The following is a 15,264-nucleotide window of genomic DNA, read 5'->3' as shown; positions in this document are numbered from 1 at the left end:
TCATGGTCTGCGCGCGCTTCTTCGTCAGCGGTCGCGTGCAGGGCGTGTTCTTTCGCGCCAGCACGCGTCAGCAGGCGTTGAGGCTAGGGTTGCGCGGTTACGCGCGGAATCTGTCGGACGGTCGCGTCGAAGTGGTCGCTTGCGGCAATGCCGAGGCGGTGAGCGAACTGGAGCAGTGGCTGTGGCAGGGGCCTCCCGCTGCACAAGTGGATGAGGTTGTGCGCAGCGAGCATGCAAATATAACGACCGATGGATTCGTGTTGTCCTAAGGCAAGTCTGGCCGTCATTCCACAAACGTATTTGGCACCCATAACGCCTTGTCGCTGACGTTCTCGCGCTTGGGTTTGCCTTTCAGTCGTTTCAGTTTAACTGGTGGTATGAGTTCTTCGTGACGAGGCACTTGTTCCAGCAGATGCTGGATCAAGTTGATGCGGCCGCGCTTCTGGTCATTGAAGTCCACCAGAAACCACGGCGCGCTGGACGTGTGCGTGCGCTCGATCATGATGTCGCGCAAGCGGCCGAGTTCGGCGTACTTGGCGCGTGAAGCAAGATCGACGGGCGAAAGTTTCCAGCGCTTGAGAGGATCGTTCGCACGATCGGCGAAGCGTTCTTCCTGCTCTTTCTGGTCCACGGTGAGCCAGTACTTGAGCAGGATGATGCCGTCGTCGGTCAACAGTTTCTCGAAAGCAGGCACGGCCGCAAGAAAGGCCTCGTACTGCGGCTTGGTGCAAAACCCCATCAGTGGCTCGACCACGGCGCGGTTGTACCAGCTGCGATCGAACAGCACCAATTCGCCGGCGGCAGGCAGATGCGCGACATAGCGCTGAAAGTACCACTGCTTGGTTTCGACTTCGTCGGGCTTGCCCAGGGCGGCAACCCGATATCCGCGCGTATCCATGCTTTCGATGATGCGCTTGATCGTGCCTCCTTTGCCTGCCGCATCGCGGCCCTCGAAGATCACCGCCAACCGTTTGCCGCTACGCTGCAGCCATCGATTCAAGCCTGCGAGTTCCAACTGCAAGTCTTCCATGCGCTTGCTGTACTGCTTGTCTCGCTTGCTCATCGGAATGCTCCCGGAGTTACAGGTCGACGTCGGTCGGTGGGCGGCCAATGCGATGACGCGCGCTGATTGCGCGTATGGCACGGCGGAAGTCGTGCGCGAATCCTTGCATGTCGAACAGTGCATTCTGGGTGCGCTGCTGGTCGATGTGGCGACGTAGCGTCGCCAATGCTTCAGGATCGTTGCCCAGGGCCGTGGCCATGCCGATGAAGGATACGTTGTCGCCGGTGATGAGTTCGGGTAGACCCAGTTGCTGCAGCATGCTGGTTACCGAGCGTCCGGAGATAGTGTCGCCTGTGCGCGTCAACACGGGACACCCTTCCCAGATCGCGTCCGCGGCGGTGGATCGTGTATTGATGGGCAACGTATCGAGATACAGGTCGACGTGCGCATAACATGCCAGATAGTCGGCGTAGGGCATGCGTGGCATGAAGACGATGCGTTCGGGCGAAACGTCGAGCGCACTGGCTGCGTTGTGCAGGCGCTCATTGGTGTCGGCCGGACCGGTCAGCAGCCACAGCACGCTGTCAGGCACCTGCTTGAGAATCAGCATGCAGCGCGCGAATACCGCCGGGTTGATCGCGTAGGTTTCCTGGAAACACGCGAAGACGACGCCTTGTTCCGGCAGGCCGCACGCTTGCCGCGTAGGCGGAGGGCCCACACGGCGTGTCGGATCGTTCGGTTGCGGGCATCGCGGCAATCGAACCACTTTTTCGCTCACGTGTTCGCGCAATTCCGGCGGAAAAGTCACGGCATCGGCAAGCACATAGTCGATCCATGCAGCACCGGAGCTGCCTGGGAAGCCGAGCCAGCTCACTTGCACGGGCGCGGCACGCAGCGACATCATTTCGGCATTGCCGCGGCCGCGATAACCGCTGAGGTCTAACAGGATTTCGATGGCCGTGCCATGAATGAGCATGGCGAGCTGCCCACGAGAGAGCGCCGATACATCGTGCAACGTGGCGGCGGCCGAGAGACGGCGTCGAATCTCGCCGCCGTCGTCAGGTGTCATGGCAAACAGATGGATGTCCAGGTCGCTGTCGGCCAGGGCTTCTATCAACGCAACGAGGTGCTGGCCGACGGCCATCTCGTGGAACCCTTCGGAAAGCATGCCGACGCGAATCGGGCTATCCGGAAGGGGCATGACATGGCGCAAATTGAGTTGCTGGCGCAGCGGGCTCATCTGCTGCTCGATCTGCGCGGCATACGTGCGTGCGCAGCGCAATTGAAGTGCGGCGTCGGCGTCTTCGGCGAGAAAGGTGAAAGGGTGCACACCGGGTTCGTCTTGCGCGACGGCTTGCATGACGCGCTCGCTCAGGGCGTCGATACCTTGCCAACGGCAGAGTCGGCGTCGGACAAACAGCAACTGGCTCGTCACGGCAATCGAATCGGGTGCGCGCGCCAACGCCTCGGTAAAGGCATCGTTGGTGCCCAACAAATCGCCTGCTTCATCCAGCATCAGCGCAGCCTGAAACATGTGCTGCGCGTTCGCCGGGGCCAATTTGCCTGCCTGCAACAACGACGTTGCCGCTTCTTTTGGACGGCGTTGCAGATGCACGACGTGCCCGAGCATGGCATGCGCAGTGTCGGATGAAGGTTCGTGCTGCAGGGCTTCGCGCACGTGCGCTTCGGCTTGCGGCAGACGACCCAGTGCCATTTCCGCCGTTGCCAGGTTCAGGCGGATGGCCGGATGTTGCGGCAGGTTTTTCGCCGCCAGGGCGAATGCGTCGCGTGCCTGGATGTGCTGGCCGGTCGTCATGTAGGCCATGCCGAGGCTATGCAGAATATTGGGATGCCCCGGTGCCTGGATCAGCGCTTTCCGCAGGCGCTCGATCGCCGCATGGGTTTTGCCTTCGGCCAGCGCGAAGCTGGCCAGATTGCACTGCAGCTCGATATTGCCGGGTGCCAGTTCCGCGGCCCGGTTCATGGCGACCTGGGCATCGCGGCGGCGCCCTACTCGCAACAGCGCCACGCCATGCAGGTAAATCAACTCGGAAGCCACCGGAAACGCCCGGCGTGCCACGGCGGCAACCTGGATGGCTTCCTCGTTGGCGTCCCGCTGCAGAAGCTCGTTGAGCTTGCGCAGGACGGTGGCGAGATCGTTGGGCTGGGTTTCGTTCATTAGCCGGAAACGAGTAGGTGAGATGGTACGGCGCTCGAACGCCCGGCGCCCGTCGTCGTCCGGCGACCGGAAGGCGATGGGCGTGAGATGCCTCGAGGAACCCCTTGGGTTCTAGCGTACCGCGACCGGGAGGTCGTTGTTATGGATCAGGCGCTCGCCAGCGACTTCAGTTCGTCGGCCTGGTGCTCGCGGGTCAGCGAGCCGAGCAGTTCGTCCAGGTCGCCCTGCATGATGTCGGGCAGACGATACAGATCCAGCCCGATACGGTGGTCGGTGACCAGGTTGTCCTTGTAGCGATAGGTGCGGATCCGCTGGCTGCGGTCGCCCGTGCCTACCTGCAATCGCCGCGACTGGGCCTGCTCGGCGGTCTGCTTGGATTGGGCCTCGTCCAGCAGGCGGGCCTTGAGCAGGCTCATGGCGCGGGCGCGGTTCTTGTGCTGGCTGCGCTCGTCCTGGCACTCCACCACGATGCCGGAGGGCAGGTGGGTGATGCGGATGGCCGAGTCGGTCTTGTTTACGTGCTGGCCGCCGGCGCCGGACGCACGGAAGGTGTCGATTTTCAGATCGGCCGGAGACAGCTCGATCTCTTCGATATCGTCCAGTTCCGGCAGGACCGCCACCGTGGCGGTGGAGGTATGCACGCGGCCTTGCGATTCGGTCGCCGGCACGCGCTTCACGCAGTGCACGCCCGATTCGAACTTCAGCCGGGAGAACGCACCCTTGCCCTCGATGCGCGCGACGATCTCCTTGTAACCGCCGTGCTCGCCCGGGTTTTCGCTCAGCACTTCAACCTGCCAGCGCTGCCGTTCGGCGTAGCGCGTGTACATGCGAAACAGATCGCCGGCGAAGATCGCGGCTTCGTCGCCGCCCGACCCGGCGCGCACTTCGAGGAAGAGGTTGGCCTCGTCGCGCGGATCTTTCGGAACCAGCAGCAATTGCAGCTGGCTGTCCAATGCCATCGCGCGCGACTCCAGTTGGGCGATGTCGTCGGCCGCCATGTCGCGCAGTTCCGGATCGTCGAGCATGGCGCGTGCATCGGCCAGTTCGCGTTCCACGCCGATCTGCTTGCGCATGGCATCCGCGACGGGTTCGAGCTGCGCGTATTCGCGCGACAGTTCGCGGAAGCGCTGGGTATCGGCAAGCACGTCGGCCTGACCGAGCAGCAGGCCGATTTCCTCGTGGCGTTCGGCGATGGCTTCGAGTTTTTTGCGGATGGAGGGGGTCATCGACGAGAGCGGCAGGTGAGAGAGAACGAGGGGAATTCGGCAACCCATGATAAAGGGCTCGCGGCGATGCCGGCCCGCTACTCTTCGCTGATCTCGGGTTTTTCGTCGAATCCGTACAGGCGGCCTGCGGCGTGCAGCAGATCGTGATCGCCGCTGAGCGCGGCTTCGCGCAAGCGCGCGCTGGGATGATGCAAAAGCTTGTTGGTCAGTGTGTTGGCAAGAAAGGCCAGGGCCTCATCCGGCGATTTGCCGCGCGCGAGCATGGCGCGGGCTTTCTCCAGCACTTCGTCGCGATAGATTTCGGCGTGCTGGCGAAGATCCAGGGCCGGATTCTTGACGGTGAGCGCACGGCGCCAGGCCATGTAACGCTCGACTTGCAAGTCGATGATCGCATCGGCTTCGCGGGCGGCGTTCTCGCGTGAGCGGCGGTTGTCGTCGATCACCTGGCGAAGATCGTCGATGCCGTAGAGATAAACGTCGTCCAGCTCACCGACGGCCGGTTCGATATCGCGCGGTACGGCAATGTCGACCATGAACATGGGTTTGCGGCGGCGAGCCGCGATGGCTTTTTCCACCATCGTGCGAGTAAGTATGGGCTGGCGTGCCGCCGTGGAGGAAATCACGATGTCTGCCTCGGCCAAGTGCTGGGGCAGGTCGAGCAAGGAAATCGCGTATCCCCCGTAGCGGCTCGCGAGTTCTTGCGCGTTTTCCAGCGTCCGGTTGGCGACGATCAGGCGGCGGACCTGTTTTTCCGCGAGGTGTCTCACGGCCAGTTCGATCGTGTCGCCCGCGCCGATCAACAGGACGCAGGCCTGTCGCAAATCGGTAAAGACGCGCTCGGCCAGGCGCACCGCCGTAAACGCCACCGAAACGGTGTGCGCACCGATGCGCGTATCCGTGCGTACGCGCTTGGCCACCGCGAACGTGTGTTGCAGCAGGCGATCCATGGGTGTTTTCAGCGCGTTGATGTCGCGCGCCTGCTGATAGGCGTCTTTCACCTGGCCGAGAATCTGCGGTTCGCCCAGCACCATCGAATCGAGGCCCGTGGCGACTCGAAACATATGCCTCACGGCCGCTTCGTCATCATGGCGATAAAGGAACTCGTCGAGCTTGCCGGGAGTCAGATGATGATGACGATTGAGCCATTCCTGCGGCACGTTTTCGGCGCCGGCCGTTACGCTGACGTAAAGCTCGGTCCGGTTGCAGGTGGACAGGATCATCGCTTCGTCGACGCCGGGCTGGTTTGCGAGTTCGCGCAACGCGGCGCTGGTCGCATCCTCGTCGAACGCCACCTGTTCGCGCAGGCTGACCGGCGCGGTGAGATGGTTGAGCCCGAGGGCGATCAGCTTCATGTCGTGATGCAAATGGGAGGCGTCGGGCGTTGGCCGGCGTAGACTAGGCGTGACCGGTAGATTTGACCGGAACCGTCGGATGGTTGGAGGAATAGTGTGCTGAGCGGGACGGTCAAGTTCAAGCAAGTGCGGCAGTTTGTAGCTGGTGGGTTGGTGGTGCTGGGTGTCGCCGGATGCGCCGTACTGCCCAACCGGGCGGGTGTCGCATCGAAGGCGTCGCCGCAGCCGCTGGCGCGCATGACGGTGGCCACTCCGGATCCGGACCATGACCTGCTTGCCCAGCTCCTAGCCGGTGAATTGGCGTTGTCGAGGGCCGATCTCAAGGTCGCCTCGCAGGCCTACGGCACGGCGATGATGCTTTCGACGGATCCCGAGGTGGCCGGCAAATCCACCGCGCTGGCGATCGCCATCCACGATCCGGATGCCGCCGGCCGTGCCATCGATCGCTGGCAGGCGCTGGGTGCGTCGAAGGCGCAACTGGCACAGGCGCGTGCCGAACTGGCGGTGGAGCAGGGGCACACCGACGAGGCCAGGCGCCAGCTGTCATTGTTGTTGTCCAGCGGCGACAAGGATGCCTGGCGCATGTTCGGCCGTGTGCTGATCGGCAGCCGTGACGCGGCACTGGCGTCGAGCCTGCTTGAATCGCTGGCCACGCCCGATCACCTGCCGCCCGACCCCAAGGCATGGCTGGCGATGAGCGAGCTGGGCGAGCAACTCAGTCGCCATGCCTACGCCGAGCAAGTGGCGGATGGCGCCATGAAGCGCTTCGGCACGGCGGAGACGTACGCCTGGGCCGCCCAGCTGAAGCTCGACAACGGCGACCGCAGCGGCGGTCTCAGCCTGCTGCGTCAGGCACAGGTGAAAGATCCCAACAATATCGGTCTGCGTTTGACTTACGCATCCTTGCTCGGCCAGAGCGGCCAGTATGCGCAGGCCTCGCATCTGCTGGAAAAAGGTCCGCAAAACGCGCAGACCTATGCCATGCGCGCCGCGCTGGCAGCTAACGCGAAAGACAACAAAACACTCGAACAGGTCTACCAGCAGCTGTCGGGCGCACCGGCCGATGTGCGCAGCGCGAGCGCCTATTTGCTGGGTCAATTGGCCGAAGTGCTCGATCGCAAGGAAGAAGCGCTGAAGTGGTACGACCAGGTGCCTGACGACGACGATCATGCCTTCGACGCCGACTTGCGCAGCGCGATTTTGCTGCAGGGATTGGGGCGTAGCGCGGAGGCGCATCAGCAACTGGCCGAAATGCAGACGGATTACCTCGATCAGCCCGCGCAACTGCGCCGTGCTTACGAAGTGGACGCCGATCTGTATCTGCGCGAAAAACGCTATGCGGAAGCCACCAACGCGTTCACGCATGCGCTGCAGGTCGTGCCCGACGATCCGGATCTGCTTTACGGAAGAGGGTTGGCGTATGCGGAAATCGGCAAGATCGATCTTGCCGTCGCTGATTTCCGTCGTTTGCTGCAGATCAAGCCCGATGATGTCGATGCCAGCAATGCCCTGGGATTTACGCTTGCGGATGCCGGCCGCGATCTGCCCGAGGCGGAGAAGTTGATTGCCGCGGCGCGCGCGGCAAAGCCGAATGATCCGTCCATTGCCGACTCCTGGGGTTGGTTGCAATACCGGCTCGGCCATCTCAACGAGGCGACGCAGATTCTGCGTGGCGCATGGCAATCCGGCAAAGACGCCGATGTGGGCGTGCATCTGGGTGAAGTGCTTTGGAAGCAGGGACAGCACGAGCAGGCACAGCAGGTCTTCGATCAGGTACGTCAGATGGATCCCGGCAATGTCAGCCTGCAAGAAACCTTGAAGCGCCTCGAACCATGAAATCATCGCTACGTATTCTTGCAGCGCTCGCTCTGCTGCTGCTGGCTGCCTGTGCGCCGCAACAGCTCGTTCGCAATCAAGGCGATGCCGTTTCATTGGCGCAGCAGGATGCGCGCGAAAAGCAATTGGCCGATGCCGATCATTGGACCTTGCAAGGACATCTGTTCGTGTCGAATGGCCAGGACGGCGGCAGCGGAAATCTCACCTGGACGCAGAACGGAGACCGTTACGAATTCACATTGCGCGCGCCCATTACCGGCAAGAGTTTTCGCCTCACAGGCGGCCCCGATGGCGCCGTGCTGGATGGTCTCGATGGCGGTCCGCAGAGTGGTCCGGATGCCGAGGCTTTGATGCGGCGCGTGCTGAACTGGGATGTTCCGCTCAGCGAATTGCGCGCGTGGGTACTGGGTTTGCGCGCCCAAGGCGCGGAGTCCCAGCTGAGCTTCGGCGACAATCGACTGCCTTCTTCGCTGCTACAGGATGGATGGAACGTCACGTATCCCGCATGGGACAGCACGCGCCAGCCGCCTTTGCCGACCAAGGTCTTCGCCAAGAAACCTCCGTTCACCGTGAAGCTGGCCATCGAGTCGTGGACGATGCAGTGAGCGATTCATCGCGCATGCATTACGCTTGATGTCTTCGCCTCTTTCGGCCGTTGAATCGCCATCCATGACATTTCGTATCGAACGCGCTGCCACGACGCACATCGACCCCATTTGCGCCATCGAACGTGCCGCCGTGCAGATGTTTCGCGGCCATGCGGCGTGGCCGTTCTACGCGTCGATGTCGATTCCGCCCGAATTGCTGGAAGAGGCGATCCGGCGAGGTCTCGTATGGGTGGCGTTGGACGACGAACGCGATGAACCCGTAGGTTTCGTTTGGCTCGACACGGAGCAGGGCGGCGATGTCGTGGGCATTGCCGAAATCGATGTGCTGCCCGCTTACAGTCGCCGCGGCATAGGTGCGGCCCTGTTGGAAAGCGCGTGCGAGTGGGCGAGGGCGGCAGGTTATCGCCGTGTCGATTTGGGTACCTTGGCCGACGTGCCGTGGAATGCTCCGTTCTACGCCAGGCACGGGTTCACCATCGTCGACAAACACGACCCTGCGTTCGCCTATGCGCGCGATCGCGATCGCGAAAACGGATTTCCCGATGCGTTGCGCGTCTTCATGTCGCGCCCATTGTCTTCGCCTGCTGCGAGCGAGTGGAGCGTCTGGCCTGCGCCGGCAAAACTTAGTTTGTTTCTGCGCATCATCGGGCAGCACGCGGAGGGGCACGACGACGTGCAAACGGTTTTTCGAATGCTCGACTGGGGCGACGAAATTCGTTTGCGCGTGCGCGAAGACGGGGTGATTCGCTTGCTGGGCACCGTGGCGGATGTGTCGGCGGAGCAGAATCTGATGGTGCGTGCGGCCGCGTCGCTGCGCGCGCATGCCGGCATTCATGCAGGCGTGGACATCGACATCGACAAGCGCATTCCGATCGGCATGGGCCTTGGGGGCGGTGCTTCCGACGCTGCAACGGTGCTGGTCGCGCTCAACCATCTGTGGAAATGCCGCGCGAGCGTCGATGAACTGGTGACGCTCGGACGGACATTGCGCGCGGATGTGCCGGTGTTCGTACTGGGTCGCTCCGCATGGGTGTCGGGCGTGGGCGAGCACTTCAAGCCGATCAGCCTGCCGCGGCGCTGGTATGTGCTGGTCGATCCGCATGAACGCGTGTCGACGGGCGATTTATTTCAAGCAACTGAATTGACACGTAATGCTCCCCCAGCCACAATTTCATCCTTTGCTTCCGGCGAAACGCTGGAGAACGCATTCGAACCGCTCGTTCGCGCGCGCCACCCGCGGGTTGCCGCGGCGCTCGATTGGCTCGGAAGTTGCGGCCATGCGCGGCTTTCAGGCGGTGGCGGTTGCGTTTTCCTCGAAACGGCAACGGTCGAGCAGGCTGAAGACATTGTCGGGCGCTGTCCGGCTTCGTTTACGGCCTGGGTGGCCGAGGGCGTGAGTCGGTCGCCGCTGCAACGGGCGTTGTCGCGTCATGGCGCTGTCGACTGATCCGAAGCAAACTACAACAAGCTGAACACTGGGGCGTCGCCAAGCTGGTTAAGGCACGGGATTTTGATTCCCGCATGCGTAGGTTCGAATCCTACCGCCCCAGCCATTTTTCAATGGCCTGGTTTTCGAGGGAACAAACGTGGATACGTCCAGCCCGATGCTGTTTACCGGCAACGCTCACCGTGCTCTTGCCGAAGACGTCGCTCATCGACTTGGCGTGCCGCTAGGCAAGGCGCTTGTCGGCAAGTTCAGCGACGGCGAAGTACAGATCGAAATCGAAGAAAACGTCCGCCGGCAGGAAGTGTTCGTGCTGCAGCCGACCGGCGCGCCGAGCGCGGAGAACCTGTTCGAGCTGCTGACGCTGGTGGATGCGCTCAAACGCGCCTCGGCGGCCAGCGTGACCGCCGTCATTCCGTACTTCGGCTACGCCCGCCAGGATCGCCGCCCGCGCTCCGCACGCGTGCCGATCACGGCCAAGCTCGTTGCCCGCCTGATCGGCACTGCCGGTGTGGACCGCGTGCTGACGGTGGACCTGCATGCCGACCAGATCCAGGGCTTCTTCGACGTCCCGGTCGATAACGTCTACGCATCGCCGATCCTGCTGGCGGACATTTGGCGCAGCTACAGCATGGACGATCTGATCGTGGTCAGCCCGGACGTGGGCGGCGTGGTGCGTGCGCGCGCCATCGCCAAGCGCCTGGACGACGCCGATCTGGCCATCATCGACAAACGCCGTCCGAAGGCCAATGTGGCCACGGTGATGAACATCATCGGCGACGTCGAGGGCAAGACTTGCGTGATGGTGGACGACATCGTCGACACCGCCGGTACCCTGTGCGCCGCGGCCGCGGCCCTCAAGGAACGCGGCGCCCGCAAGGTGGTGGCGTACTGCGTGCATCCGGTGCTCTCCGGGGCGGCGATCCGCAATCTCGAAGGCTCCCAGCTCGACCAGCTGGTGGTCACCAATACGCTGCCGCTGCGCGATGATGCGAAGGCTTGCGCCAAGATCCGCCAGTTGTCGGTGGCCGAACTGCTGGCCGAGACGATTCGCCGTATCGCCTTCGGTGAGTCGGTCAGTTCGCTTTACATCGACTGACTTTGCCCTTCTTCCTCTCCCTTCCTGGGAGAGGATCGAGGTGAGGGACGGCCCTTGCCCGGCCCGTGTCGGCGGCCTATTCGCAAGATGGGCCTCACCCCAGCCCTGTTCCCGCAGGGCATAGGGAGTAGGCCCAAGCCCTCGTTTTCTGTATACTTGTGCGCTTTTCCGTCCGCGCGAGCGGACCTTTCGGCTCTTCTGGTCGCGGGAGAGTCAATCCGGCTGCCGTGAGGCGGCTTCCAAAACCTTAAGGCAATACTGACATGGCTAAGACTCATGAGATTCTGGCTCAGAGCCGCAAAGACGAGGGGAAAGGTGCGAGCCGCCGCCTGCGTCGTGCGTCCTTTGTGCCGGCCGTTGTTTACGGTGCGGGGCAGTCCCCCGAAAGCATCCAGATCGAGCACAACACCATCCTGCTCGCCGCCAAGCACGAGTGGTTCTTCTCCTCCGTGCTCGACCTGAACGTCGACGGCAAGGTGCAGAAGGTGCTGGTGCGCGACTGGCAGAAGCATCCGTTCAAGCAGCAGATGCTGCACATGGACTTCCTGCGCATCAACGAGAACGAAGCGATTCGCGTGAATGTGCCGATCCACTTCCTCAACCAGGAGAAGTCCCAGGCCGGCAAGACGGCTGGCGTGGTCATCTCGCACAACCTCAACGAAGTTGAAGTTTCCTGCTTGCCGAAGGATCTGCCGGAGTACATCGAGCTCGATCTGGCCGACCTGAAGCCGGGCGATATCGTCCATCTGTCGGACCTCAAGCTGCCGGCCGACGTGGAAATCGTTGCGTTGCACCTGGGTGCCGATCACGACGCTGCCGTGGTTACGGCCGTGACCGTGCAGGAAGAAGTCGACGAAGCACCGGCTGTCGAGGGTGCCGAAGGCGAAGCCGCCAAGCCGGCTGCCGAGGCTTCCAAGGAACAGCCCAAGAAGTAAGTCGCTATGGCCTCACGTCCCCTCTCTCCTCCGGGGAGAGGGCTGGGGTGAGAAGCTCACCTTGCAGCCGCGGGACCACCTGATACATGGCAGGTCTACGACTCATCGTCGGACTGGGCAATCCCGGTGCCGAATACCTCAGAACCCGGCACAACGCCGGGTTCTGGTTTGTTGACGCCCTCGCATCGGGGCAGGGCGAGCGCTTCGGCTTCGACGGCAAGCTGCATGGCGAAACCTGCAAGGTGCGCATCGACGGCGAACCGGTGTGGCTGCTCAAGCCCGCCACCTTCATGAACAAGAGTGGCATCGCCGTCGCCTCGGCGTTGCGCTACTACAAGATCGAGCCCGAAGAGTGCCTGGTCGCGCACGATGACCTGGATCTTCCCGCAGGCAGCGTGCGGCTCAAGTTCGATGGCGGGCACGGCGGCCAGAACGGCCTGCGCGACATCATTGCGCATCTCGGGCATGGAAAATTTCACCGCATGCGCATCGGCATCGGCCATCCCGGTCATCGCGATCAGGTGACACCGTGGGTGTTGGGGCGTCCCTCGGTGAAGGATGAAGACGCCATGCTCGATGGTGTTGCGCGTGCGCTCGACGTGCTGCCGCTGGCTGTCGACGGGCAGTTCGACAAGGCGATGCAGCAACTTCATACACCGGGGAATCGTTGACCGTCATCGTGCCGGTTTACTATTCCTCTTCGTTACGATTTTTCTTTTCGGATCCACATCATGGGCATCAAATGCGGCATCGTCGGCCTGCCTAACGTCGGCAAATCCACCCTGTTCAATGCATTGACCAAGGCGGGCATTGCCGCGGCGAACTTTCCGTTCTGCACCATCGAGCCGAACGTGGGCGTGGTGCCGGTGCCCGATCCGCGCTTGCAGGCGCTGTCGGATATCGTCAATCCGCAGAAGGTGATTCCCACCGCCGTGGAATTCGTCGATATCGCAGGCCTGGTGGCTGGTGCATCGAAAGGCGAAGGGCTGGGTAACAAATTCCTCGCGCATATCCGCGAAGTCGATGCTATCGCGCACGTTGTGCGCTGCTTTGAGCACAGCGACATCATCCATGTGGCGGGCAAGATCGATCCCATCGCCGACATCGAAACCATCGATACCGAACTGGCGCTGGCCGATCTCGATTCCGTCGAAAAGGCGCTCAACCGTGTCGAGCGCGCTGCGAAAGCCAACGACAAAGAAGCGATCGCCAAGAGGCCCGTGCTGCAGAAACTCGCCGCAGGCCTCAACGAAGGCAAAACGGCTCGCAGTCTGGGGCTGGACGATGAGGAAAAGGCGCTTGTGCGCGATCTTTTCCTGCTCACGCTGAAGCCCTTGATGTACATCGCCAACGTGCGCGAAGACGGTTTCGAGAACAATCCGCACCTCGACGCCGTGCGTCAGCGCGCCGTGTCGGAAGGCGCCGAAGTGGTGCCGGTGTGCGCTGCCATCGAAGAAGAGCTCTCGCAACTCGACGACGCCGATCGCGACGAATTCCTCAAAGACCTCGGTCTGGATGAGCCGGGCCTCAACCGCGTGATTCGCGCCGGCTACAAGCTGCTCAACCTGCAGACCTACTTCACGGCTGGCGTCAAGGAAGTGCGCGCGTGGACGATCAAGCGCGGGTTTACCGCGCCGCAGGCCGCGGGTGTGATCCATACCGATTTCGAGCGCGGTTTTATCCGCGCCGAAACCGTGTCATATGACGACTTCATTCAATACAAAGGCGAGTCCGGTGCGGCCGCGGCAGGGCGTTTGCGCAAGGAAGGCAAGGATTATGTCGTGAAGGACGGCGACGTACTGCACTTCCTGTTCAACGTTTGAGTCATCGTGTGATCGAATGTTCAAGCCCCGCGCAAGCGGGGCTTTTTCGTGCAACGATTTATGTGACGCGAGAACATTCAACAGCACGGAATTTCACATGTCCCAGCCAGTTCTGCGCATGCGCCTTGGTCGGCCCGACGATGCGCGTGCGGTCGGAGTATTGATACGCCGCATCGCATGTCGATGGATTCTGCCGGATCAAACCTTCGAGGCAGGGCAGGCGTTGCTTTCGCGTCTAAGTGCTCGCGCGTTGCGCGAAAAAATCATCGATGGGCAGCGCTTTCATCTTGGCTATCTGGGAGAGCAACTCGTTGGCGTCTCGGCGATGCGGGACGACTGCCATCTGGTGCAATTCTTTATAAGCACAAAATACCAAGGCCGTGGTTTTGCACGCCGATTGTGGGTGCGGACCATGCAGGATGCCGTGCGTCGTGCCGGTACTCGCCGCTTCACGCTCAATGCCACCCGCTGTGCCGTGCCGGTCTATCGGCATATGGGTTTTCGCGCGACAGGTCCCGAGCGGCCTTCGCCAAGCGGCTTGATGACCACGCCCATGAAGCTCGTGCTGCCAGCGCCGGGCGGCAAAGGCGCATAATGCGCCTTTACCCGTCGTCGATTCAGTTCATTGGAGATCGCATGTCAGGCCAGCAGAATGAAGTGACCCTCCGCTTTCTGGCGCAGCCGACCGATGTCAATTTTGGCGGCAAGGTGCACGGCGGCATGGTGATGAAGTGGATCGACCAGGCCGGTTACGCCTGCGCTGTAGGCTGGAGCGGCGCGTACTGTGTCACGGCAGCCGTCAGCGGCATTCAGTTCGTGAAGCCGATCTTGATCGGCGATCTGGTCAATGTGCGCGCAAAGCTGATCCACACTGGCAAGTCCAGCATGCAGATGGCGGTTGACGTGCTCGCGCGCGATTTGCGCACCAACGAGGAGCGCCTGGCCACCAGCTGCGTGATGGTGTTCGTGGCGCTGGACAAGCCTGATGGCAAGCCCACGCCCGTGCCGCCGTGGTCGCCTCGCAACGACAACGAACGTCGCCTGCAGGAAAACGCGCTGCACTTGCTGGAACTCTCCAAGCGCATGGAGCAACTGGTCGACACGCGCAGTGCCGGAAACGACTGAACGACAGCGTCGGCAACGCCGGAAAATCGCGAAAAATCGGCCGTTTCGATCCCGTTGGGTGTTGACACGCAAAGCCCCGATCCACACAATAGCCGTTCTTTGTTGGAGGGATACCCAAGCGGCCAACGGGGGCAGACTGTAAATCTGCTGGCTTACGCCTTCGGTGGTTCGAATCCACCTCCCTCCACCAGTCGATTTCCTCGGGTGACCGAGGTCTGGCTGGAAGGCAGGATCGCAAAAGCGGTTGAATGCGCCAATGCGGTCCGATAGACGAGTTCCGCGCAGGGCGGGAGTAGTTCAATGGTAGAACCTCAGCCTTCCAAGCTGATGGTGCGGGTTCGATTCCCGTCTCCCGCTCCATTGATCTCGTCGCTGTGTTTTTGTGCTCATGTAGCTCAGTCGGTAGAGCACTTCCTTGGTAAGGAAGAGGTCGCTGGTTCGATTCCAGTCATGAGCACCACCGCACGCGACTGCCGCGGTATCGCTTGATATCCTTGTTCAGTTTCTTTCCTTCACTCATTGACTCCATCGGGATTTAGCGCTCATGGCAAAGGGTAAATTCGAACGCACCAAGCCGCACGTGAACGTGGGCACGATCGGTCACGTGGACCACGGCAAGACGACGCTGACGGCG

At 62.0% G+C, this 15,264-nt stretch carries 15 protein-coding genes and 4 tRNA genes; 15 read left to right on the top strand and 4 right to left on the bottom strand.

All coding sequences use genetic code 11. The annotated features are described in order from the left end of the window. Positions 1 to 2 precede the first annotated feature (2 nt). Positions 3 to 269, top strand: a complete 267-nt coding sequence (locus DWU99_RS13225; RefSeq protein ID WP_115478544.1) for an acylphosphatase — start codon at positions 3 to 5, stop codon at positions 267 to 269. A 14-nt stretch (positions 270 to 283) separates the two neighbouring features. On the opposite strand, the gene ppk2 is transcribed toward DWU99_RS13225, so the two are convergent. The 4 genes from ppk2 to hemA form a co-directional block, all read right to left on the bottom strand. Further along, positions 284 to 1,063: a polyphosphate kinase 2 gene (gene ppk2, locus DWU99_RS13220; protein WP_115478543.1), complete on the bottom strand. Its 780-nt coding sequence runs from the start codon at positions 1,061 to 1,063 to the stop codon at positions 284 to 286. Positions 1,064 to 1,079: 16 nt separating this feature from the next. Further along, positions 1,080 to 3,182 carry an O-linked N-acetylglucosamine transferase, SPINDLY family protein gene (locus DWU99_RS13215; protein WP_115478542.1) on the bottom strand — a complete coding sequence of 701 codons (2,103 nt, stop codon included), beginning with the start codon at positions 3,180 to 3,182 and terminating at the stop codon, positions 1,080 to 1,082. Positions 3,183 to 3,328: 146 nt separating this feature from the next. Then, the gene (prfA, locus tag DWU99_RS13210; protein WP_115478541.1) at positions 3,329 to 4,408 is read right to left on the bottom strand and encodes a peptide chain release factor 1; all 1,080 of its coding nucleotides are present in this window, start codon (positions 4,406 to 4,408) and stop codon (positions 3,329 to 3,331) included. 77 nt (positions 4,409 to 4,485) lie between these two features. Next, positions 4,486 to 5,760, bottom strand: coding sequence for a glutamyl-tRNA reductase (gene hemA, locus DWU99_RS13205; RefSeq protein ID WP_115478540.1), 1,275 nt, complete (start codon positions 5,758 to 5,760; stop codon positions 4,486 to 4,488). A 96-nt stretch (positions 5,761 to 5,856) separates the two neighbouring features. Here hemA and DWU99_RS13200 point away from each other — a divergent pair, with 96 nt between their 5' ends. The 14 genes from DWU99_RS13200 to DWU99_RS13135 form a co-directional block, all read left to right on the top strand. Beyond that, positions 5,857 to 7,596, top strand: a complete 1,740-nt coding sequence (locus tag DWU99_RS13200; RefSeq protein ID WP_199535799.1) for a tetratricopeptide repeat protein — start codon at positions 5,857 to 5,859, stop codon at positions 7,594 to 7,596. Beyond that, the gene (lolB, locus tag DWU99_RS13195; RefSeq protein WP_115478539.1) at positions 7,593 to 8,201 is read left to right on the top strand and encodes a lipoprotein insertase outer membrane protein LolB; all 609 of its coding nucleotides are present in this window, start codon (positions 7,593 to 7,595) and stop codon (positions 8,199 to 8,201) included. The genes DWU99_RS13200 and lolB overlap by 4 nt, the downstream gene beginning before the upstream one ends. A gap of 64 nt (positions 8,202 to 8,265) precedes the next feature. Beyond that, complete coding sequence (gene ispE, locus DWU99_RS13190; RefSeq protein WP_115478538.1) at positions 8,266 to 9,651, top strand: 4-(cytidine 5'-diphospho)-2-C-methyl-D-erythritol kinase; 1,386 nt, start codon at positions 8,266 to 8,268, stop codon at positions 9,649 to 9,651. A 29-nt stretch (positions 9,652 to 9,680) separates the two neighbouring features. After that, positions 9,681 to 9,757, top strand: a tRNA-Gln gene (locus tag DWU99_RS13185). 51 nt (positions 9,758 to 9,808) lie between these two features. After that, positions 9,809 to 10,747 (top strand): ribose-phosphate diphosphokinase, encoded by a 939-nt coding sequence (locus DWU99_RS13180; protein WP_115478537.1) that lies wholly within the window; start codon positions 9,809 to 9,811, stop codon positions 10,745 to 10,747. Between the two features lie 263 nt (positions 10,748 to 11,010). Further along, entirely contained in the window at positions 11,011 to 11,682 is a 672-nt protein-coding gene (locus DWU99_RS13175; RefSeq protein ID WP_115478536.1) for a 50S ribosomal protein L25/general stress protein Ctc, read from the top strand. A gap of 86 nt (positions 11,683 to 11,768) precedes the next feature. Then, positions 11,769 to 12,353, top strand: a complete 585-nt coding sequence (pth, locus tag DWU99_RS13170; RefSeq protein ID WP_115478535.1) for an aminoacyl-tRNA hydrolase — start codon at positions 11,769 to 11,771, stop codon at positions 12,351 to 12,353. Between the two features lie 60 nt (positions 12,354 to 12,413). After that, positions 12,414 to 13,505: a redox-regulated ATPase YchF gene (gene ychF / locus DWU99_RS13165; RefSeq protein ID WP_115478534.1), complete on the top strand. Its 1,092-nt coding sequence runs from the start codon at positions 12,414 to 12,416 to the stop codon at positions 13,503 to 13,505. Positions 13,506 to 13,602: 97 nt separating this feature from the next. Beyond that, positions 13,603 to 14,100, top strand: a complete 498-nt coding sequence (locus tag DWU99_RS13160) for a GNAT family N-acetyltransferase (protein WP_115478533.1) — start codon at positions 13,603 to 13,605, stop codon at positions 14,098 to 14,100. Between the two features lie 41 nt (positions 14,101 to 14,141). Continuing rightward, positions 14,142 to 14,630, top strand: a complete 489-nt coding sequence (locus DWU99_RS13155; RefSeq protein ID WP_115478887.1) for an acyl-CoA thioesterase — start codon at positions 14,142 to 14,144, stop codon at positions 14,628 to 14,630. A gap of 104 nt (positions 14,631 to 14,734) precedes the next feature. Then, a tRNA-Tyr gene (locus DWU99_RS13150) sits at positions 14,735 to 14,820 on the top strand. Between the two features lie 96 nt (positions 14,821 to 14,916). Further along, positions 14,917 to 14,990, top strand: a tRNA-Gly gene (locus DWU99_RS13145). Positions 14,991 to 15,014: 24 nt separating this feature from the next. Next, a tRNA-Thr gene (locus DWU99_RS13140) sits at positions 15,015 to 15,090 on the top strand. 84 nt (positions 15,091 to 15,174) lie between these two features. Continuing rightward, on the top strand, positions 15,175 to 15,264 hold a 90-nt coding region (locus DWU99_RS13135; RefSeq protein ID WP_032978997.1), incomplete at its 3' end, for a GTP-binding protein.

Origin of the sequence: Dyella psychrodurans, assembly GCF_003363265.1 — a bacterium.
GTDB lineage: Bacteria > Pseudomonadota > Gammaproteobacteria > Xanthomonadales > Rhodanobacteraceae > Dyella_B > Dyella_B psychrodurans.
The sequence above is the reverse complement of the archived record's forward strand: the minus strand, read 5'-3'. Positions and strand labels throughout refer to the sequence as shown.